This is a genomic window from Thermomonospora curvata DSM 43183 (assembly GCF_000024385.1).
GTDB lineage: Bacteria > Actinomycetota > Actinomycetes > Streptosporangiales > Streptosporangiaceae > Thermomonospora > Thermomonospora curvata.
This window is the reverse complement of the sequence record NC_013510.1, coordinates 1,408,010-1,428,402: the sequence shown is the minus strand read 5'-3', so window position 1 is coordinate 1,428,402 and position 20,393 is coordinate 1,408,010. Positions and strand designations below refer to the sequence as shown.

General features: G+C 71.2%; 16 protein-coding genes and 2 tRNA genes. 12 read left to right on the top strand and 6 right to left on the bottom strand.

Annotation, left to right across the window (positions count from 1 at the left end):
* Positions 1 to 175 precede the first annotated feature (175 nt).
* Positions 176 to 1,255, bottom strand: a complete 1,080-nt coding sequence (locus tag TCUR_RS06200; protein ID WP_012851626.1) for a phosphotransferase family protein — start codon at positions 1,253 to 1,255, stop codon at positions 176 to 178.
* A 510-nt stretch (positions 1,256 to 1,765) separates the two neighbouring features.
* Here TCUR_RS06200 and TCUR_RS06195 point away from each other — a divergent pair.
* The gene (locus TCUR_RS06195; RefSeq protein WP_012851625.1) at positions 1,766 to 2,395 is read left to right on the top strand and encodes a hypothetical protein; all 630 of its coding nucleotides are present in this window, start codon (positions 1,766 to 1,768) and stop codon (positions 2,393 to 2,395) included.
* Positions 2,396 to 2,414: 19 nt separating this feature from the next.
* On the opposite strand, the gene pdxR is transcribed toward TCUR_RS06195, so the two are convergent.
* Positions 2,415 to 3,821, bottom strand: a complete 1,407-nt coding sequence (gene pdxR / locus TCUR_RS06190) for a MocR-like pyridoxine biosynthesis transcription factor PdxR (RefSeq protein WP_245536996.1) — start codon at positions 3,819 to 3,821, stop codon at positions 2,415 to 2,417.
* A 154-nt stretch (positions 3,822 to 3,975) separates the two neighbouring features.
* Here pdxR and TCUR_RS06185 point away from each other — a divergent pair, with 154 nt between their 5' ends.
* From TCUR_RS06185 to TCUR_RS06160, 6 genes are all read left to right on the top strand, one after another.
* Positions 3,976 to 4,605 carry a pyridoxamine 5'-phosphate oxidase family protein gene (locus tag TCUR_RS06185; protein ID WP_041441048.1) on the top strand — a complete coding sequence of 210 codons (630 nt, stop codon included), beginning with the start codon at positions 3,976 to 3,978 and terminating at the stop codon, positions 4,603 to 4,605.
* A 43-nt stretch (positions 4,606 to 4,648) separates the two neighbouring features.
* On the top strand, positions 4,649 to 5,701 hold the full coding sequence (locus TCUR_RS25990; protein ID WP_012851622.1) for a DUF2510 domain-containing protein: 1,053 nt from the start codon (positions 4,649 to 4,651) through the stop codon (positions 5,699 to 5,701).
* Between the two features lie 46 nt (positions 5,702 to 5,747).
* The gene (gene orn, locus TCUR_RS06175) at positions 5,748 to 6,362 is read left to right on the top strand and encodes an oligoribonuclease (RefSeq protein WP_012851621.1); all 615 of its coding nucleotides are present in this window, start codon (positions 5,748 to 5,750) and stop codon (positions 6,360 to 6,362) included.
* 212 nt (positions 6,363 to 6,574) lie between these two features.
* Positions 6,575 to 6,647 (top strand) — tRNA-His (locus TCUR_RS06170).
* 260 nt (positions 6,648 to 6,907) lie between these two features.
* Positions 6,908 to 7,519, top strand: a complete 612-nt coding sequence (locus TCUR_RS06165) for a response regulator transcription factor (protein ID WP_012851620.1) — start codon at positions 6,908 to 6,910, stop codon at positions 7,517 to 7,519.
* A gap of 71 nt (positions 7,520 to 7,590) precedes the next feature.
* Positions 7,591 to 7,663, top strand: a tRNA-Lys gene (locus TCUR_RS06160).
* 106 nt (positions 7,664 to 7,769) lie between these two features.
* Here the strand turns inward: TCUR_RS06160 and TCUR_RS06155 are convergent.
* Positions 7,770 to 8,075, bottom strand: a complete 306-nt coding sequence (locus tag TCUR_RS06155; protein ID WP_012851619.1) for a hypothetical protein — start codon at positions 8,073 to 8,075, stop codon at positions 7,770 to 7,772.
* A gap of 364 nt (positions 8,076 to 8,439) precedes the next feature.
* Positions 8,440 to 9,165, bottom strand: coding sequence for an FkbM family methyltransferase (locus tag TCUR_RS06150; RefSeq protein ID WP_217265454.1), 726 nt, complete (start codon positions 9,163 to 9,165; stop codon positions 8,440 to 8,442).
* A gap of 222 nt (positions 9,166 to 9,387) precedes the next feature.
* On the opposite strand from TCUR_RS06150, the gene TCUR_RS06145 reads away from it, so the two are divergent.
* Together TCUR_RS06145 and TCUR_RS06140 are read left to right on the top strand one after the other, a co-directional pair.
* On the top strand, positions 9,388 to 10,266 hold the full coding sequence (locus tag TCUR_RS06145) for a TIGR03619 family F420-dependent LLM class oxidoreductase (protein WP_041441045.1): 879 nt from the start codon (positions 9,388 to 9,390) through the stop codon (positions 10,264 to 10,266).
* A 30-nt stretch (positions 10,267 to 10,296) separates the two neighbouring features.
* Positions 10,297 to 10,740, top strand: coding sequence for a nuclear transport factor 2 family protein (locus TCUR_RS06140; RefSeq protein ID WP_012851616.1), 444 nt, complete (start codon positions 10,297 to 10,299; stop codon positions 10,738 to 10,740).
* Positions 10,741 to 10,756: 16 nt separating this feature from the next.
* Here the strand turns inward: TCUR_RS06140 and TCUR_RS24720 are convergent, their stop codons facing one another.
* Both TCUR_RS24720 and TCUR_RS06130 read right to left on the bottom strand, forming a co-directional pair.
* Positions 10,757 to 12,388, bottom strand: coding sequence for a protein kinase domain-containing protein (locus TCUR_RS24720; RefSeq protein WP_012851615.1), 1,632 nt, complete (start codon positions 12,386 to 12,388; stop codon positions 10,757 to 10,759).
* A 148-nt stretch (positions 12,389 to 12,536) separates the two neighbouring features.
* Positions 12,537 to 14,219, bottom strand: a complete 1,683-nt coding sequence (locus TCUR_RS06130; protein WP_012851614.1) for a DUF4407 domain-containing protein — start codon at positions 14,217 to 14,219, stop codon at positions 12,537 to 12,539.
* A 626-nt stretch (positions 14,220 to 14,845) separates the two neighbouring features.
* On the opposite strand from TCUR_RS06130, the gene TCUR_RS06125 reads away from it, so the two are divergent.
* From TCUR_RS06125 to TCUR_RS06115, 3 genes are read left to right on the top strand one after another with little or no spacing between them, the layout of a single operon-like run.
* A complete protein-coding gene (locus tag TCUR_RS06125) occupies positions 14,846 to 16,582 on the top strand; it encodes a hypothetical protein (RefSeq protein ID WP_012851613.1) in 1,737 nt (578 codons plus the stop codon).
* A gap of 7 nt (positions 16,583 to 16,589) precedes the next feature.
* Complete coding sequence (locus tag TCUR_RS06120; protein WP_012851612.1) at positions 16,590 to 17,639, top strand: hypothetical protein; 1,050 nt, start codon at positions 16,590 to 16,592, stop codon at positions 17,637 to 17,639.
* A gap of 12 nt (positions 17,640 to 17,651) precedes the next feature.
* Positions 17,652 to 20,324 carry a hypothetical protein gene (locus tag TCUR_RS06115; protein WP_012851611.1) on the top strand — a complete coding sequence of 891 codons (2,673 nt, stop codon included), beginning with the start codon at positions 17,652 to 17,654 and terminating at the stop codon, positions 20,322 to 20,324.
* Positions 20,325 to 20,393: the final 69 nt, after the last annotated feature.

Here is a 20,393-nt window from a genome sequence, read left to right as displayed (position 1 = left end):
GCTCCCGGCGGGGTGCGAAGGGCCAGAGCGCCCGTCCCGGCCGTGGTGCTCTCCCATGCCGGGCCGGGAAGCGTCACCGTGCGGACATCGGACCTCCACGGCCCGGTGTGAGCACGCGGCGGTGCCGCCCGGATGGGGCCGTTCCCGCCGCGTGCTCGCCGCGACCGCCGGGCGGCTACCAGGCCGAGCCGGTGTCCAGGATGTGGTGGGCGCGGTCCAGCAGCAGCGGCACCGCGTCGCCGATCTTGTCGAAGCCCTCGCCGACGGTGGCGTTCTGCAGGTAGCGGGCGTGGATGCCCTCCAAGATCACCGCCAGCTTGTAGCAGGCGAACGCCACATAAAAGTCGATGTCCGACAGGTCGAACTTGGTGAGCTCGGCATAGCGCTCGGCGAACTCCCGCCGGGTCAAAAAGCCGGGCGCGGCGGTGACGGTGGCGCCGACCGGCAGCCGGTGCTCGTCGTCGGCCTGCGCCCAGTACACCAGCGTCAGTCCCAGGTCCGACAGCGGGTCGCCGAGCGTGGACATCTCCCAGTCCACGACCGCGGCGATCTCGGGGCGGGGCTCCAGCCGGGTCAGCGCGTTGTCCAGCCGGTAGTCGCCGTGCACCAGGCCGACGGGGCCGCTTTCGGGCAGCCGCTCGCCCAGCCGCCGCACCAACCGCTCGTAGGCGGGCAGGTCGCGGGTGGCGCCGGTGGCCAAGATCGCCTCCCGGGACCGCTCCCACTGCTGGCCCCACCGCTTGAGCTGGCGGGCCATGTATCCGGCCGGCCGGCCGAAGTCGGCCAGCCCGGCGGCCTCCACGTCCACCGTGTGGATGGCGGCCAGCACCTCCGCCAGCCGCTCGCTCAATTGGCGGGCCTGCTCGGGGGTGACGTCGGCGGCGTCCTCCATGGTGCGCAGGACCCGGCCCTCGACGTGGTCCATCACATAGAAGCGGGCGCCGATCACATCCTCGTCGTCGCAGAACGCCAGCGGCGTCGGCACCGGCACCCCGCTGCCGCCCGACAGCGCCGACAGCACCCGGTACTCGCGGGCCATGTCGTGGGCCGTGGGCAGCACGTGCCCCAGCGGGGGCCGGCGCAGCACCACCCGCCGCCCGTCCGCCAGTGTGATCCCGTAGGTCAGGTTGGACCGGCCGCCGGCGATCAGCCGCACCCCGGTGATCTGGCCGCTGCCGGGCAGCGTCCGCTCCAGCCAGGCGGCCAGCCGGGGCACGTCCACACCGGGAACGCCGGCCGGAAGCTCACCGCTCATGACACGACTCCGTTCAGTGATCGTCCGGACGGCCGGCGGACCAAGCGCCCGGCCGGACGTCCGGCTGCTGTGGTCGCTTATGGCGCCCTATTAGAACGCAACTCGGTCGGCGGGCGTGAGGGCGGGGGGAGGAGAGCGGCGTTCTCCGGGGAACTCAGGTAATCTATTGGCCAGTTTCGGACGCCCAAGGAAAGTTTTCCACCGGCGGCGTCCCGGCCTCACCTGCACGGACGCCCGTGCCCCCGCTCCGGGCGCTCCGCATCACCCCGAAGACTCCCTACCATTTCCGACCATTTCAGGGTAGAAGCGAATACGCATGAGGGGCCGAACATGCTCACAGCGCCATAGGGCCGAGACCGCCCTTGACACCCGCAGAACCCGACGACACGGTCCTGCCCTGGACTTTGCGACCAGTCTCGGCTAACAACGAAGGATTGAACCATTCGGGGCCCATCGCCCGATTGGGGGGGACGCGCAGTGGCCGACGCATGGCTACCCGGTGCCGGACGCATGCCGGTCCAGCTGGACGGAGGACAGCTGAAAGGGGGTGCCCCCAGGGTCGTCTGGTTCACCAGTGAGAGCGACCCCCTGATGGTCTCCGCCCGCTCGACCGCCCAGGACCTGGCCAAGGAAGGGCGCCCGGCCCACCTGGTGTGGAATCCGTGCACCGGCGAGGCGATCCAGATGCTGCCCGCCACCCGCGCCGCCTGCCTGCTGGCCGACCCGGTGCGCGGAGAGGGCCGCACCTGCGTGCAGATCATGGTGGTGGGGCTGGTGCGCGAGCCGTTCACCAGCGGCCCGCTCAACGGCCTGGACGCGATCATGCGCTGGCTGGACGGCTGGGGGATCCCCCGCCGCTGGCCGGCCGGGCCGCCGCTGCCGGCGCCCCAGTCCTACCACGCCGACCGGCACCGCCGCCCCTGGGCCAAGGGCGGCCACTTCGGCGCCTCCCAGGTGCCCGGCTCCATGCTGCCCGACCCCGGGGACCTGGACATCCGCCGGATCACCGGCCAGGACACCCCGGTGGTGGAGATCCCGCGGCCCCGCACCCCGGCGATCTCGCCCGCCGGGCAGTCCCGGCTGCTCGCCCACGACCTGTCCAAGACGTCGCAGCCGCTGCTGACCCCGGGGGCGGTCTGATCCCTCGCGCCGGGCACGCTCAGCCCATCGCCTCCTCGATCAGGCGGCGGACGAGCAGGCAGCCGGCGCGCAGCCGGCCGGCCGGGGCGGCGCCGTAGCCGATCACCAGCCCGGTGAGCGCCGGCGGCCCGGCATAGTGCCCGGCGAGCGGATCCAGCAGCACGCCCGCCCGGTCGGCCCGGGCCGTCACCTGCTCGACCACGGCCCCGGGCAGCTCCACCACCAGGTGCAGCCCGGCGGTGGTGCCGCGCAGCGGCAGCCCGGCGAACGTCTGCACGACCATGGCGCGGCGGCGGGCGTACTCGGCGCGGACACGGCGGATGTGCCGGTCCAGCTCACCCCACTGCAGCAGCAGCCGGACGGCCTGCTGCGGCACCGCCGCCGTCCGGTCGCCCAGCTCCAGGCGGCGACCGGCGACCGCGGCGGCCAGCTCCGTGCGGGCGACCAGCCAGCCGACCCCGATGCCGGCGCTCAGCCGCTTGGACATGGTGCCCAGGTAGACCACGGTGTGCGGGTCCAGCTCATGCAGGGTGGGCAGCGGCGCCACGTCGTAGCGGAACTCCCCGTCGTAGTCGTCCTCGACGACGAGCGCGCCGCGGCGGCGCGCCCAGGCCAGCAGCGCCTGGCGCCGCTGCACCGGCAGCACGCCGCCCAGCGGGAACTGGTGCGCGGGCGTGGTGTAGATCAGCCGCAGATCGTCGGGGAGGCCGTCGACGATGAGCCCGTGCTCGTCCACCGGACACGGCACGATGCGGGCGCCGCGGGCGGCCAGCACCGCGCGCGCCCGCCGGTAGCCGGGCTCTTCCACGCCCACCCGGTCGCCGGGGCGCAGCACGGTGGCGGCGAGCATGTCCAGCGCGCCGGTCGCCCCGCGCGTCACGACCACCTGCCCGGGACGGCAGGTCACGCCGCGGCTGCGCCGCATGTGCTCGCACAACGCCTCCCGCAGCGCGGGCAGCCCCCAGGGGTCGGGACGGCCGCCCAGGGAGGCGGAGGCGGCCATCCGCCAGGCGCGCCGCCAGGCGGGCGTGTCCAGTCCTCCCTCCCAGGGCGCCCCGGGCCGCAGGTCGATGCATCCGTCCGGCTCCGCCCGCCGGTCCCGTTCCGGCTCGGGGCCGTCGCCGGCCGCGGCGGGCTCCTCGGGGCTCACATCGGCGACATAGGTGCCCGAACCGTGCCGCCCGTGCAGCCAGCCCTCGGCGTACAGCTGGGTGTAGGCGTCCATGACGACCGTTCGGCTGACTCCCAGCGCACCGGCCAGCGCCCGGCTGGAGGGCAGCCGTTCCCCGCGGGTCAGCCGTCCGGCCCGGATGGCGGCGCGCACCTGCGCGGCCAGTTGCGCGCTCAACGGCTCGGCCGCCGCGCGGTCCACGAACAGCGGCAGGTCCGGCTGGGCGCGCGGCGCTGTGGTGCCCGTGGCCGCCACCTCCCGAAGTGGTCTTGGGAAAACACCGGAAAGTGGCCCTGGGGAGATGGCCACTTCCCGCCTAGCGTAAGGCGCCATGACGAACCCTCTCCGGCCCGGGCCTTCGGGTCATGCGTCTTCTCCCGCCCTTCCGCGCCGCCCGCGGGGAGGTCCGCTGTCGGCCACCGAGCGCACCACGCTGCGCAGGGCGCGCGAGCGGGCCCGCACGGACCGGAGCGCGCTGCACGAGGTCCTCGACGCGGGCATGATCTGCCACCTGGGCGTCATCGTGGACGGCGCGCCGCGGGTGGTGCCCACCGCCTACGGACGCGACGGCGACACCCTCTACCTGCACGGTTCCACGGGGGCGCGCAGCCTGGCGGAGGCGGCCGGGCGGGAGGTCTGCGTGACCGTCACCCACCTGGACGGCATCGTGCTGGCCCGCTCGATCTTCCACCACTCGGTCAACTACCGCAGCGCCATGATCTACGGGACGCCCCGCCCGGTCACCGACCCCGGCGAGCGGCTGGCCGGCCTGCGCGCCATCTGCGAGCACCTCGCCCCCGGCCGCTGGGACATCGTCCGCCGGCCCAGCCGCAAGGAGCTGGCGGCCACCGCGGTGCTGGCGCTGTCGCTGGAGGAGGCGTCGGTCAAGGTGCGCCAGGGTCCGCCTCGCGACGAGGAGGCCGATTACGCGCTCGACGTGTGGGCCGGGGTCCTGCCGGTGCACCAGGTGTTCGGCGAGCCGATCCCCGACCCGCTGCTGCGCCCCGGCATCCCGCCTTCGGGCATACCGGGCCGATGAGGCGGATACCGCACCGTGATGTGGTTGGCATAATCTCGGCGCCATGAGCGGCCAGACACCGGAGGCGGGCTGGTACCACGACCCCTTCGGCACCCCCGGTCTGCTGCGCTACTGGAACGGCGCCCAGTGGACGCAGGCCACCCGGGCGGCCGAGGAGGCGGGCGTCGCCGCGCCCGCCCACGACGGCGCCGGACCGCAGGCTCCCGCGGCGTCTTCCGCCGGCGCGTCCCCCTCCGGCGAGGACTCCCGGCCGCCGGGCGGGAAGCAGCCCAACTGGAACCTGAGCCGCCCGTCCTTTGAGCCCCCGGCCGAGCCCTCGGCGCCGCAGCCCCGGCAGCCGGCCAAGGAACCGGCGCCCGCACCGCCCTCCGGCGGCAGCGGGCCGCTGTGGGCGCTGGGCGGGGGCGGCGCGCTGCTGGTCGTCCTGGTCGTGCTGGTCGCGGCGTTCGCCACCGGCATCGCCGGCGGGCGGGAGGAGCCCGAAGCGGCCCCCGCCGGTCCCACGGTCTCCCCCGCCGCTCCCTCGGCCGACCCCGCAGCCCGGTCCCCGGTGGTCGGGACGATCACCGACTCGGGGCTGTCCTATCCGCGGCTCGGCGGCCGGTGGCGGCCCCGGCCGCTCGATCCCGACGACAACCTCGCCCGCGCCTACGGGTTCAATCGCGTCCAAAGCGCCGTCGTCCAGGAGGACTACGACGGGACGGGAGGCCGGTACGTGGCCTCGATCGCCTCCGGCAGGCTGCCGGAGGCGATCGCCTACGACGGGCCCGAGGACCTGGAGGCGGCGATCACCGAACTCGCCCGGGCCATGGAGACCGAGCCGCCGCCCACCGGCAGCTACCCCGCCCACATCCGCGAGGACCTGCAGTCGCAGCCGCGCAGCATCGACGGGCACCGGGCCCACTACCTGAAGTTCCGGCTCTCCTTCCCGCAGGCCGCCGCCCGCGGCTGGAACTTCCGCACCGAGACCGTGGCCTTCGTGCTGGTCGATCAGGGCCCCGAGCAGCGTCCCAGCGTGCTGTGGGTGACCATGCCCGACAGCCATGTCAACGGAGGCGACCTGGAGCTGGTGGTGGAGTCGATCAAGGTCCCCTGAAGCGCTCCAAGCGTCGCCACCGCCCCGGCCGATTAGGGTGAAACCCATGAACGACCTGTTGGTATGGGCCGATTGCGAGATGACGGGACTGGACCTGCGCAAGGACGCGCTGGTCGAGATCGCCGTCCTCGTGACGGACAGTGAGCTCAACATCCTCGACAAGGGCGTGGACGTGGTGATCAAGCCTCCCGAGGAGGCGCTCGCCCAGATGTCCAAGGTCGTCCGGGAGATGCACACCGTCTCCGGGCTGCTGGACGCGCTGCCGGGCGGAGTGTCGGTCGGCGAGGCCGAGGAGATGGTGCTGTCCTACCTGCGCACCCACGTCCGCGACCCCAAGAAGGCGCCGCTGTGCGGCAACTCCATCGCCACCGACCGGTCGTTCATCGCCCGTGACATGCCCGCCCTGGACGCCCACCTGCACTACCGCATGGTGGACGTGTCCTCCATCAAGGAGCTCGCCCGGCGCTGGTACCCCCGCGCCTACTTCGCCAGCCCGCAGAAGACCGGCGGTCACCGCGCCCTGGCCGACATCACCGAGAGCATCCGGGAGCTGCGCTACTACCGTCAGGCGATCTTCGTCCCCCAGCCGGGACCGGACTCGGAGACCGCCCGCGCGGTGGCCGCCGAGGTGGTCGCCGCCACCGCCCGGGATTCGCAGTGACCCCTTTTCGGCATTCCGCTCCCGCAGCTCGGCACGGGTGCATCGCAGTCAGTGAGGAGACTGTGACCTGCGATGGCACGGCGCCGTGCACCCCCGGGGCCGTCGTCTCGGCCGCCCGAGACCACGTGCTGAAATCAGGTTCGGTGATGTCGATGCACGATCACCCCTCGAAAGCCGCTACACTTCTCTAGGCCGGTCATTCCGGCCCCGTGGTGGGTGTAGCTCAGTCGGCAGAGCACCAGGTTGTGGTCCTGGGTGTCGGGGGTTCAAGTCCCCTCACTCACCCTGATGGGCAGGCCCCGTCGCGATCGCACGCGACGGGGCCTGTGGCGTTTTCCGGCCCGTGCCCGCTCCCCGCTCGCACTTGCGTTTCGCTTTCGGCGGCCGGGGGCCGGCCGTTCGCACCGCGGATCCCGGCGGCGTTGTCAGTTGAACTTTTAACCGTCACTCGTCTCCTGACCACCGTTGTTGGATCTGGAAGATCGGCGGGTTATGCTCCGGCGTTATCAACTCCGGCGCTGGCCGAGCCGAACGACGGAGGGTGGATGAGCGTGCACGGAACGACCCCCCTGCGGGTCCTGGTGGCCGACGGCGACCCCGGCACCCGAGCCGAGGCGATCACCCTGCTGTCGGCCGGGGACCACTTCACGGTCGTCGCCGAGGCCCGGGACGGCTCTGAGGCCATGGAACTGGCCGAACGCCACCGGCCGGATGTGATCCTGCTGGGCTCGCAGCTCACCGGATCGGGCCGGCTGGCCGCCCTCAGCCGGCGCGCCCGCGTGTTCGTCCTGGCCGCGCCCGACGACCCGGCCGCCCGGCAGGCGCTGCACGCCGGCGCCTGCGGTCACCTGGTGCCCGGCTCCTTCACCCCGCTGGACCTCATCCGCGCCCTCCGCGACGCCAGCCGCGCCCGCCACGGCCTGTCCGCCCGCGAGGCCGAGGTCATGGACCTGATCGCCACCGGCCGCTCCAACGGCGAGATCGCCCGCCAGCTGTTCCTCAGCGAAAAGACCGTCAAGAACCACGTCAACCGCATCTACGCCAAGCTCGGCGTCACCTCCCGGGCCAGCGCCATCGCCCTATGGCGGGGCGCCCTGCACCCGGCCGGCACCGACGAGACCCGCCCCGACAGCGCCTCCAGCCCCGCATCCCGATAACCGATTCGCGCACTCCGCCTGCTCCTGATAAAGTTCCTGACGTCGCGAGGGGCAAGCCCCCAACACGACAAGCGCCGTTAGCTCAATTGGCAGAGCAGCGGACTCTTAATCCGCGGGTTCGGGGTTCGACTCCCTGACGGCGCACCCGCTTCGTAAGGGCGAGCGCGAAGATGTCGCGTTCGCCCTGCGTCGTCATAGGGCACCCTGTTCCCCGTCCGTCCACCTGCGCCGTTCACTCGGCGAAGGGCGGTCATTCGTCCGGCAGGGCGAGTCGCCCTATGCGGCGCCGGCCGTCCAACTGCCTGAGCGCGCGGACCAGGTCGTCGCTGAAGACCTCCTTCTCACCGCGCTGGAACATGGTCTCCAGCGCGTCGCGCAGCCCCTTGGCCTCGCCGACCAGGCCCTGAGCGGCGCGCAGGGCCGCGTAGGTGGACTCGGCGTTCGCCGGGTTGATCCGGCCGAGGAGGTCGATGACGCCGAGGTAGCGCTCGATGAACTCACGCTCGGAGGAGGTCAGGGGAGGCAGCGGCGACGGCGCGTCCCCCTCACCCGTCACACCGACCCCCTATCCCCGGCCGACTCGTGACGCATGCCAGGTTATCCGGCAAGATGCGCATGTCATCGAGCGGTTCGGCGCTCCCCGCCGGTCGTCCCGGAGTGCGCGTCCCACAAAACACCGTGCGCTCAGAGCTGAAGGATCTCTCTCGGCCGGCCGCATGCCGCCCGGATGCCGAGCCCTTTTGCTGATCACACGTCGGGCAACCGGCCCTCAACACGGCGAGGCCCCACCGGACGGACCGCTGGCCGCTGAACCTTTCTCAACACGCCGTTCTCACAGGTCACGACGGGGGCGTCGGGGGCGGGAACGCCGCGGCACCGGGGTCCTGTCCACGGTGCCTTGGCGCATGCGTTGAAAAGGCTCACTCCGCCCCCGGGAGGGGCAGCTTGCCGCGGCTTCCGGGCGGGGCGTCCTGGAGGCGGGCGTAGATGTCACCGGAGCGGCCCAGGGGGCGGATCTTCTCCAGGCCCCGGACCAAGGTGGCGGCGTCGACCCAGCGTTCGCCGGCGAAGCGCATCGTTTCGACGGGTGAGTAGTTGTAGCGGTAGCCGCCCGCCTTGGCGCCCAGGCGTTCCACCAGGTCCAGGGCGGCCAGGGCGGCGTCGTGGGCCGAGGGGATGTACTCGAACGACAGGGCGCGCAGCGGGCGGGTGAGCCCGGACAGCACCTCGGCCTCAAAACCCTCGACGTCGATCTTGCAGAAGGCCGGCTCGCCGTGGGCGGCGATGAGGTCGTCCAGGGTGGTCACCTCGACCTCGACGGAGCGGTCCCAGCGCACCCGGGCGAAGCTGCGGTCGGTGGTCACCGCCTCGATCCACTGGCGCGACATCGTGGAGACCGTGGGGGTGGCGGTGGACAGCTCCAGCGCGGCCCGTCCCGGCCGCGCCCCGGCGGCCAGCGGGACGATGGCCACGCCCGGGTCGCGCCCGAAGAACAGGCGCAGCACCCGCAGGCAGTCCGGCTGCGGCTCCACCGCGACCACGTGCGCCCCCAGGCGCCGCCAGGCGCGCACCCGGCTGCCCACGTGGGCGCCGATGTCGAAGGCGACGTCCCCGGGCCGCAGGAACTCCCCGTACAGGCGGAGCATGCGCCGGTGCCTGCCGGGCACACCGTGGTACATCACCAGGGATCGCGCGATACCCCAGGCTCGCAAGAACATTCGCCGACCTCATCGAGTGCTGGTCCGTTCCGGGCGGGCCGCACGGCCCCATCGAAGAACACGGACGGGCTCCGCGCGGGGTTCAAGCCCTCTAGGCGGCGCCCGCTTCCGGGATATCAAATTGAAACAGGTTCTACTATGCTCGGCGGCATGCGGTTCAGCTACGCCGAGGCCATGACCGACCCGTCCTACTACCTGCCGCTGGCCCAGGCCGCCGAGGCCGCCGGGTATGCGAGTTTCACCGTGGCCGACTCCCTGGTCTACCCCAGGGAATCGGACGCCACCTACCCTTACACCGCCGACGGCAGCCGGGAGTTCCTGGAGGACAAAAGCTTCATCGAGCCGTTCTCCCTGATCGCGGCCATGGGGGCGGTGACCTCGAAGATCCGCTTCACCCCGTTCGTGCTCAAACTGGCCGTCCGTCCCCCGGTGCTGGTGGCCAAGCAGGCCTCCTCGGTGGCCTTTTTGACCGGCAACCGGCTGGCGCTGGGCGTCGGGCTCAGCCCCTGGCCGGAGGACTTCGCGGTGATGGGGGTGCCCTGGGAGCGGCGCGGCAGGCGGATGGACGAGGCCATCGAGATCGTCCGCGGGCTGACCGCAGGCGGGTACTTCGAGTACCACGGGGAGTTCTTCGACCTGCCCCCGGTGAAGATGTCCCCGGTGCCCACCGAGCCGATCCCGATCCTGATCGGCGGGCACAGCGAGGCGGCGCTGCGCCGGGCCGCCCGGCTGGGCGACGGGTGGATGCACGGCGGCGGCGACCCGGCCGAGCTGGATGCGCTGCTGACCAGGCTCGCGGAGCTGCGCGCCGCCGAAGGCACCGCCGACCGGCCGTTTGAGATCCATGTGATCTCCCCCGAGGCCTATTCGGTGGACGGGGTCAAACGCCTGGCCGACAAGGGCGTCACCGACGTGATCGTCGGGTTCCGCAACCCCTATGTCAAAGGACCGGACACCCAGCCGCTGGCCAAGAAGATCGAGCACCTGGAGCGGTTCGCCGAATCGGTGATCGCCAAGGTGAACCCTTGACCCAAAACGAGAACACGTTACAGTTCAGTCATGATCGACTCCCCCGACGTGCTGTGGCAGGCACCGGAGGGCGACCATCCGGCGCGCCGGGCGGCCCGGCGCTCCATGGCCGCGGCCGCCGCCGGGCGCAAGGACGAGTGGCTGGCCCTGTTCGCCCCGGACGCCCTCGTGGAGGACCCCGTCGGCCCCTCGATGCTGGACCCCGAGGGCAAGGGGCACCGCGGCCACGAGGGAATCGGCCGGTTCTGGGACGAGCACATCGGTTCGGCGCGGGTGCGCTTCCGCGTCACCGACTCCTTCGCCAACGGCCCCTGCTGCGCCAACGTCACCACCATCACCACCACCCTGGACGGCGGCGCCACCATGACGATCGACTGCGTGATCGTCTACACGGTCGACGAGAACGGCCTGATCACCTCACTGCGCGCCCACTGGGAACCGGACCGCGCCCTGGCCACCCTCACCGCGCCCTGACGCCCACCACCGGGCATCAGTCCATGTGGTCGAGGACCTGACCGCGCTCGGCCGTGCCCATCAGTTTCAGCAGGCGCGCCGCCCGGTCGGGATGAACCAGCAGGATGCGGGCCACTCGCCGGGCGTCCATCCGGTCCAGGATCGCGCCGACCCGGTCGGCGGGGATCCGCTGGATGAGCGCGGCGGCCCGCTGCGCGTCCGCCGGCAGGCGGTCCAGGACGGCGGCGGCCCGGCGAGGGCTCATCCCGCTCAAGATCTCCGCCCTGCGCGCCGGTGACAGCGGTTTGAGCAGCTCACCGACTCGCTGCCAGGGCAGGTCGTTCAGTATGCGGGCGGCGGCCCGCGCCGGCAGTGCCCGCATCAGGTGCGCCGTGGCGGGATCACCGGTGGGGAAGGCCGCCAGTATCGGGGCGGTGGCCCCCGGCGGGACGGCGGCCAGCAGCCGGGCGGCCTGCTCGCCGGGGATCCGCCCCAGCACCGCCGCGGCGGTTTCGGGACGGGCGTGGGCGAGCATCGCGCCGGCGAATTCCTCGCCCACCCCGAGCACCACGGTGACGGCCTCATCCGACCCCGCCGCCAAGCGGTCCAGCCGCTGAGCGGCCGTCCGCGGCCCCTGCTCCCGCAGCAGCGCCACCGCCTCCTGCGGGCTGTGCGCCACGATCGCGGCGAACCCCCGCGGCGACTCGGGCTGCGACGGGGCCGGTTCTCGGGGCGGGGCGGGGCGCTGCGGCCCGGGCGCCGTGCCCTGCGGGTGAGGCGTGCTCCGCGGCTCGCCCCCGCCCTCCGGCCGCACGGGACGCGGCCGCCGCCGGGCGCGCTCCGTCTCGATGATCTCTACGAGCATGTCGCGGGCCTGCGCGGCCTCCAGCCGGCGGTCGGGGTCCTTGACCAGCAGCCCGGTGATCACGGGGGCCAGCAGCCGCCCCGGCGTCAGCGGAGCGGGCTCCTCGTTGATCAGAGCGTGGATGACCTGCTGCATCTGCTCCCCCGGGAACGGCAGCCGCCGTTCCACCGCCTGGTAGAGCGTCACCCCCAGCGACCACAGGTCGGACGGCGCGCCGGTCTGCCCGTTGAACCGCTCCGGAGCCATGTACCACAGGCTGCCGACCAGGATGCTCTTGGTCGTCACCCGGTAGTCCTCGATGGCGGCGTTGCCGAAGTCGATCAAGCGGACCCGCTGGGACAGCGTCTCCCTGTGCACGGTGGCCCGTTTGATCAGGATGTTGCCCGGTTTGACGTCGCGGTGCAGCACCTGCTGGGCGTGCGCGGCGGTGAGGGCGTCCAGCACGGCCAGCCCGATCTCGGCGGCCTGCAGCTCGGTCAGGGCGGGCCGGCGCTCGATGAGCTCCGACAGCGGCTCGCCGGCCACATACTCCATGATCAGCAGCGGTTCGCCGGGCGCCTCGATGAGGTCCAGGATCTGCACGATGTTGGGGTGCTGCAGCCGGGAGATCGCCCGTGCCTCCCGGAGCACCCGGGCGGGGGTGATCAGCGGCTTGCCCTGCGGGGTCAGCAGATCGGTGCGCAGCTGCTTGATGGCGACCTTGCGTTCCAGCTTGCGGTCCCAGGCCAACCAGACACTGCCCATGCCTCCTTCGCCGAGCTTGCGGATCCGGTCGAAGCGGCCGCCGCCGAACTGACCCGTCACCTGGACACTCCCACGTCGTTCCTCGCGCTCCCGAGCTGCCGTGACCTGCAATGTCATGGCCTCGGACACCGCCCGGGCCCGTCTTCGGCGCCCAAGACCACGTGTTGCAAGGGTTCACCGGGCCGGACGGCCACGGCGGGCGAGGGATTCAGTCGTCGAACTTCAGCAGACGGTCCCCCTCGTCGCCTCCGGACGAGTCCGGTCGCCTGGAGTCGGACGCGGCGGCCGCCCGCGGATCGGCGAAATCGTCGGTCACCGACCGCGGGGAACCGGCGGCGCCGTCCTCTCGCCCGCCCGAGAAGGGAACGGAGTCCCAGGCCCCCGAAGCGGGCTCCGCCCTCCGGCCCTCGTCGTCGCCGGGATCGTCGCTCCACCCGTCGGAGGCGGCGCCGGCCCTCCGGTCGGCGGCGGTTCCCTCCTCCCAGCCGCCCGGGGACGTCTCCTTCCAGTCGTCGAGGTCGTCCCGCCGGCCGTCCTCGAAAGCGCCGTCACCGAAGTCCAGCCGCTCACCGTCGTAGCCGCGCACGTTGGCGTCGGGCATCTCCATCAGCCGCCTGGAGTCCTCCGAGGGGTAGCCCTCCTCGGGAAGACGGCCGCCTGTCTGCGCCGGCGCCGGACCGTCGGGCATCGGGGTGGTCGGCTTGGGCGGCGCCTCTCCCCCTTCCGATCCCGGTGGGTCGGGGGGCATCCCCCACAGCTTGAGGATGTCATCGCTGAGGGCCTGCCCATCCGCGCCGGCGCGGCTCTTGACCTGGGCGCGCAGGAGCTCCTCGCGTTCCCTGTCCTTGAGGATCCGCTCGTAGTTGTTCTCCGGCGCGAACAGCATCAGCAGCTTGACCAGCACCGGCAGGATCTCGATGGCGGTGAACAGCAGGATCAGCAGCCGGTGGGCCCGCCCCATGGAGCTGTCGCGCTCCGACAGCCGGTCCAGCGCCTCGATCCTGGCCAGCAGGCCGTTTGCGTTGCGCTGACGCTCTTCGAACTGCCGGCGCAGGCTCTCCTGCTGGCGGATGCGATCCTCCAGCCTGCGCTGCACGCCGGGCAGCGCCGCCTTGGCGTCGGCGACCCGCTGGGCGCGGCTGGCCTCGTCGTTGGCGTTCAGCTCCCGCTTGCGCTTTTCGATCTGACCGTCGATCGTCTTGATCCGCGCCTCGGCGAGGTTCAGCTCCCGGCGGGCGGCGTCGGCGAGCGGCCCCGGCCCGGTGGGCTTGCACGGCCCATACAGCTGGCAGTCCAGCTTCTTGACGGCCTCGTCCCGGGCGGTCTCGGCCTCCTTGAGCTGCGCGCGCAGACCGCGGATCTCAGGGTCGGCCTCCGGGTCGCTGGGGGCGTCGCCGCCGCTGGCGATGATCCTCTGCAGCTCATCGCGCTGGGCGGTCAGCGCGGCGATGTCCCTGCCGACGTCCCCTTCCCGCTGCTGCCGCTGGAAGGCGTCGGCCTTCTCCTGCTGCATCCGGGAGATCTCCGCGACGATCTCCGGCTCGAAGATGCGGAGCACCAGGGGAGTGGAGATCACCAGGCCGAGCAGCACGGCCAGCAGCAGCCGGGGCACCGTGGTGAGGATGTTCTGCACCCAGGAGCCGCGCTGGATGGTGGCCACCAGCCAGCGGTCCAGCAGCATGATGCCCACCGCCCAGGCCACGCCGAAGGGCACGGCCACCCAAAGCGACGCCTTCACCGCGCTGGCCAGGGCATAGGTCATGGCGACACCGGCGATCGTGCCGGTGATCACGATGGCGCTGCCGATGCCGATGTACTTGGGCCTGTCGCCGGGGCTGTCTTCCAGGACGTCCTCACGAGCGCTGGAAAGCCACACCAGGATGTTCTTCAAGCAACTCCCCCCGTGTTGTCGGCCTTTGATCGTCCATCCGTCCGAATGCGGCCAGGGTGTCCGGGTGAACTCGGCGGCATCATGTCCTGAACGGAGACTACGCGAGGATTGACACAAAAAAGAGAGCCTTGGCGCGCAAAGTCCCGCACGGATCCGGGAGCGTCTCCGCCACGACCCCCGAAACGACCAGCGGCGGAACACGCCCGGTCACAACACCTGAACAAACCGACATCAGGTGCTCTATGTGTCAAAATACTCAAAACCGCCTGTCAGCCCGTTGTACCATCCCTACTCAGAGGCCTGTCGATACGAGCGGTGACCCATGGGGGCAATTACAATCACATGTCCGATTATGTATGGTCTCACGGGTCGTATATGGCGGGTCTCTTTTGACATGCCCTGACATGGGGACCGCCCATAACATCGGCGGTGATCTGCGGTCACCGCCCCAAGGCGCCCCTCGTCCCCAGCCCGCAGACCGGCCGAGGCCCGGGGCGCGGGCCTTCGGTGCCCGGGCCGCACCCGGCCGGGCGGAAGCCCGATGTCCCTGTGGATGCCGGCACCCCAGAGCCGTTCCCGTACGAGCCGCACTCCCCGGTGAGTGCCTCAGCGCATGAGGACGCCCTATGCCTCGTCATGAGCAGGTCCCCTGCCCGGTGTGCTTCGCGCCCACGGGAAAGGACGAACCGTGCGAGGAGTGCGGCTGGCAGCCCCCTCCCCCCGGCACCCCCACCCTGGTCCAAGAACAGCGCATAGAGGACGCCCAGCGGCTGTTCGACGCGATCGCCGCCGCCCGCATCTCCCCCGTAGAGGGCCAGGACCTGCCCTACATCCGCGGCAAGCGCCCCAGCGACACCGAGTGGGTGATGGCCCGCCGGCAGGCCCGCGTCGACACCGACTCCGCCGAGGAGTTCCGTGACCGCCTCAGCCGGACATTGGACGAGGCCCTCGATGACGGGCGGCTGAGCATCGTCGAGGCCGGCCGGGACGGGATCGCCGTGACCGTCGTCGGGGTGGACGGATTCGGCCTGCCGCAGGCGCGACGGCGCCGCACCGTGCCCTGGCAGGTCCTGGTGCCCATGCTGGCGAGCGGGGCCGCCGAAGAGCTGCAGTTCCGGCTCGCCGGGGGGTTGGGCGGGGTGGACCGGGTCAGGCTGTGGGCGGGGCTGGAACGCGCCCTGGCCCAGCGGCTGCCGCCGCTGGAGGGTTCCCGGATCCTGCCGGTGTGCACCGCACCGGGCTGGCCGGTGCCGGAGCGGGCGCTGACCATGCTGCTGCAGGGCCGCGCCCAGACCCCGGTCAGCAGGCTGAACGGGGCCGATGTCGATGCGCTCATCGCCGAGGCGATGGCCGCCCTGCCGCTGCGCGACCACCTGGAACTGGTGGTGGCCCGAAAGGACCGGCGCACCGGCCGGATGTTCCTGGACGGCATCCGGCTGTTCTCCCGGGGCGAGCGGGCCGGCGCCGAGCGCAGCCTGACCATCCGGTGCGTGCATCCCCATCCCGACGGCATCGTGCTGGCCGTGGTCGCCTGGCGGGACGACGGCCCCCGCGCACTGCAGGTCGGCTCCGTGCACCTGGGCGAAGGCGAGCACCGGCTGCGCGCGGTGCTCGCCGGAGAGGGCCGGATCCGTTTCCTCGAACCCGCCGGGGTCACCCCCGAGCACCGGCCCTGGTCGGCGCTGGTGGCCACGCTGCCCGACCGGCTCGCCCCCCAGATCACCGAACTGGACCTGATCTGCCTGCTGGACCTGTGCGAAGACGGCCTGACCGCCCGCCGCCGCCTGGCGGCCGACTTCATCAAGCTGGCCGCCCGCCGGCTGCCGGAGACCGACCGGCTGCGGGTGGCCGTGATCGGCTACGGCCGCCATGACTTCCGCATGGAGGCCGAGCAGGCCAAGGTGCTGCAGGGCAAGTGGCTGACCCGGCCCGCCACCGCGCTGGAGGCTCTGGAACGGCTGCGTCCGGCCCCTTCCGACCGCATCCCCGCCTCGCCGGTCGAGGACGCCCTGCACCTGGTCGCCAAACGGCTGGCCACGATCCCGCCCCGGCGCAAGGTCGTGCTGGTGACCTTCGGCCGGCGGCCGCCGCACCCTCCGCGCGAGGACCCCAGCGGGCTGCTGTCCTGCCCGCACGAACACGACTGGCAGGCCCAGCTGCGCCGCATCCGGCAGCGCCCCGGGCTGCTGAGCGTGGCCGTGCTGGATTCCGCCGAGCATCTGACACCCGCCTGGCGGCGGATCGGCGGCGACGCCCTGCTCCGGCTGGACATCACCGACGCGCACCGGCTCGCCGCCAAAACGCAGATCGTCGTCCCCGAATCCGGCCGGCTGGCCTTCCCGCTGCCGGTTTCCGAAGGTTGAGGTGACCATGAGCCTTGAAGCGATGAACCGCCCCGGCGCACCCGTGACGAAGATGGCCAAGATCGGGCTGTGGGGGGCCACCAGCAGCGGCAAGACCACCTTCCTGGCCGCCCTTTACGTGGCGGCCAACCAGAGCCAGGGCAAGTGGAACATCATCGGGGTGGACCAGCCCTCGGTGGACTTCCTGGTCGACAACACCCAGATCCTGACCAAGGAACGGCGCTTCCCCAGCAAGACCGAGGGCATCCAGGAGTACAGCTGGACGATCATGGGGGAGACCGAGCGGGTCGTCAAACACCGCTGGCGCAAACGCACCGAGTCCGTCCCGCTGCACTTCCAGCTGGATCTGATCGATGCCTCCGGACGGCTCTTCAGGGGAAAGGAGAAGGACCGGGCGGAGGAGATCAGCGAAGAGCTGGAAGACATCGAGCTGGACTTCGACGACCCCGCCGAGAGCGTGGGCGAGTCCGGCGACGCGTTCGACAGGCTGGTCAACCACCTCACCGAATGCGACGGCATCGTCTACCTGTTCGACCCGCTCCGGGAGAACAAGGACGGCGACGAGTTCCACTACTTCCAGCAGGCGTTGCAGAACGTCACCCACCGCTGCATGCAAAACGGCCGGCTCGCCGGCCGGCACCTGCCCCACTATCTGGCCGTCTGCATCACCAAACTGGACTCCCCCAAGGTCTTCCACACCGCCCACAGACGGGGGTACCTCACCTTCGACCCCGACGACCCGTACCTGTTCCCCCGGGTCCGCGAGGACAAGGCCGAGGACCTGTTCCGGGAGCTGTGCCACCTGTCGCCGACCCGCAGCGCCCTGCAGGTCCACGACGCGATCAAGACGTCCTTCGCCCCGGAACGGGTGCGTTACTTCGCCACCTCGGCGGTGGGTTTCTACCTGAGCCCGACGGCGACCCGTTTCCAGGCCTCCAGTTTCCAGAATGTGATCCCGCATCCGACGCAGCCGGGGGAGTACACGATCCGGGGCGACATCCACCCGATCAACGTCCTTGAGCCCTTGCTGTGGCTTGGTCAGGTGACCAGACGATAGGAGCGCGACGCCATGGCGACGATCACGGTCGAATGGGCACTGTGGAGCGAAAAACCGGGGGCCACCACCGACTATGGCCTCCTGTCCTGCAGCAACGGCCGGCTCCGTTCCAGCCATTTCAAAACGATCATCACCCGTTTTCACCCCGGCACCCCCGATGGGGACAAGGCGCTGCCCCGGGTCACCGTCGGCGCGTGGGACGTCGCCCAGCAGCCCTACCTTGGGATGGCCATCCAGAACATCTCAGAGAACTACGACGGCGCCGGCCGCAAGATCGCGCCGACCCGTTTCTTCGCCTTCCCTTATGCGTCGCTGGCCGAGCAGCCCGTCTCCTATTGCGACCTCTACCAGGAGCTGTCCGCGCTCCCCCTCCCCGAGACCGGGCACGGTCAGCCGTTCGAGGTCTCGGTCAGGCCCTTGGACCCGGCGGTCATAGCCAAGGACCTGAAAGAGCCGGACGCCGCCGATCCGGTGCTCACCGCCGTTCTCTCCTCGCTGCTCCAGGGCAGGCGCGTCTGCCTGACCCAGGCCGAACAGGCCTCGTTCAAGGACCGGCTGCGGTATCTCGACGTCACCGCCGCGCTGCTGCCGTACGGCTACCGCGCCAAGCTCACCGCGACCACCTGGGCCAACAGCGCCACCCAGCACAAGCTGCGGCTGTTTTTCTCCCGGCGTTCCGCCGACCCGCAGACCACCCATCTGCCCTGGCTGGGGCATCCGCACATCGACGTCCCCCAGGACGCCTACCTGCGGGATCTGCGGCGGCTGCTGCACGAGCACGGCCCGGCCGAGGTCATCGCGCATCTGGCCAAGGAGACCGAGGCACGCCGTTTCGACGAGGCCGGCGAAGCGGTCCGCGCCCTGCACAAGGTCAAGGCCCGGCTGGAGCGGCGGCGGATGCTCCCGCACGGCACCGCCTCCCCGCAGGAGCTGCGGAACTGGCTCGACGGCGACGACCTGGCCCCCCAGGAGGCGGAGGCGTGCCTGCGCGGGATCCTCCGCCTCCCGGAGCCGGACCGGCAGGACCTGCTCCGCGTCACCCGGTGGTTGCCGAAGGTCCTTGAGCGCACCGGATGGGAGCCGTGGCGGCAGCCCTTGATCGGGATGATCTCCCGGCTGCTGTGGCTGGAAGAGGACGGACCCGTGGTCGGCATGTCCGACCGGACGCTGGGGCTGGAGGAGGACCGCCCGCTGTACGACCTGCTGTCGCACCTGCGCCGGCACGAGGTGGACGACTTCTTGGCGCAGGTGCTCCGGGCCCGGCCGAGACCTCCCCAGCCGGAGCCGTCCGGCCGGCGGCTGGCCCGAGCGGCCCGCCTGCTCCTCACCGGTTCGGGGCATGACCTCGCCGGCCTGCCGCACACCCAGCAGATCCTGGACGGCGACGTCCCCCTCATGCTCGCGCTGATCGCCGAACTGCTCGCCGGAAGCGGAGGGGCGGAGTTTCAAAGCGCGTTCGTCTGGGTCCAAGACCGGCTCCCCGAAGAGCTCAGGACGCTCGTCACCCGGCTGGCCGACCCGCACGACTTCGAGGACATCTCCATTGACGAGGTGGCGCTCCTGGCCGGCTACGGCATCGGCTCCCTGCTGCTGATGCTGAACATCGCCGATCAGTGCCGCAAATTCCGTTATGTCGGCGAAGCCTTTCTCCAGTGGTTCATCCGCCAGCAGCACACCGGCCCCATCGACAATGTTCACTGGGGCAAGGAGCTGTGGCTGCTAGAGCCAAAGGATCCGGTGACTCAGGCGGCGGTCGACGTCATGCTGCTGGCGGCGGACCGTCAACCCCGCTGGATCACGGACGTTCCCCCCCAGGAATGGAGGGACTACCAGGGAACCTTCTCCTTTGCCTGGGAGCGTCCCTGGGCCGACAAGGAGCGGATGGTCGAAGGGCTTGCCGACTGCCTGCGCCACCAATCATGGCAGGACAGACCGAACCGGTTCGAGGACGTGCGCCGGTTGCTGGACGAACTCGGGCTGTTGAGCGTTCCGGCCATACGCTACGCCCTCGAGCATGGTCGCCTTCACGAGCCGTGGGACACCGAGTGGCGGCAAGAGGCGCCCTCGCGCTCCGCCCCGGACAAGACCCAGGTCCTCCCGCCTCAAGACGGCGCCCCTCCCGCCGTGCCCGGACAGTCGCCCGCCCTGGACAGGAAGCATGCTCAGCAGGCCCTCGACTTCATCGTGGAGATGTTCCAAAGAAGTGAGCACCCGGAGACCACCTACGCCCTGCTGTCCCAAAAGCACTTGCTCGTCAATTCCGATGTCGCGGTAGAGGTCGTCGAACGCCTGCCTCTTCGGATTCAGCAATGGCACGGCAGCGGCATCACCGGCCAGCAGTGGGCGGACGCTCTCATTGAATACCTCAGCACCGGACGGTTCGAACCGAACGTGCCGGCGGCGGACTTCCAGCGGGCCTACCTGCGAAGGATCATGGAACGGATGTCCGATGAGAACCGCCGCCTGCAGAAACTCAATGCCTTCACCAAGGGGCGGGTGTTCGACGATGATAAAAATCACCAGCAGGTCGCATCCCTGGTGAAGGCTCTCAATGAACTGCTCGGCAAGAAGCGCTCGCGGGGCCGCGGCCGCGGCGCCCACGCCAAGGAGAACCCAGATTCCGGAAAGCTGCTGCGGCGGCTGAAACGCGGCCAGGGTGAGACAGCTCAGGGGCCGGCGCAGTGAACCCTTTTCCACCCATGGCCCCAGACACCGGGAAATATTCCGCCTTTCTTTCCGTCCCGGGGCCTGCGG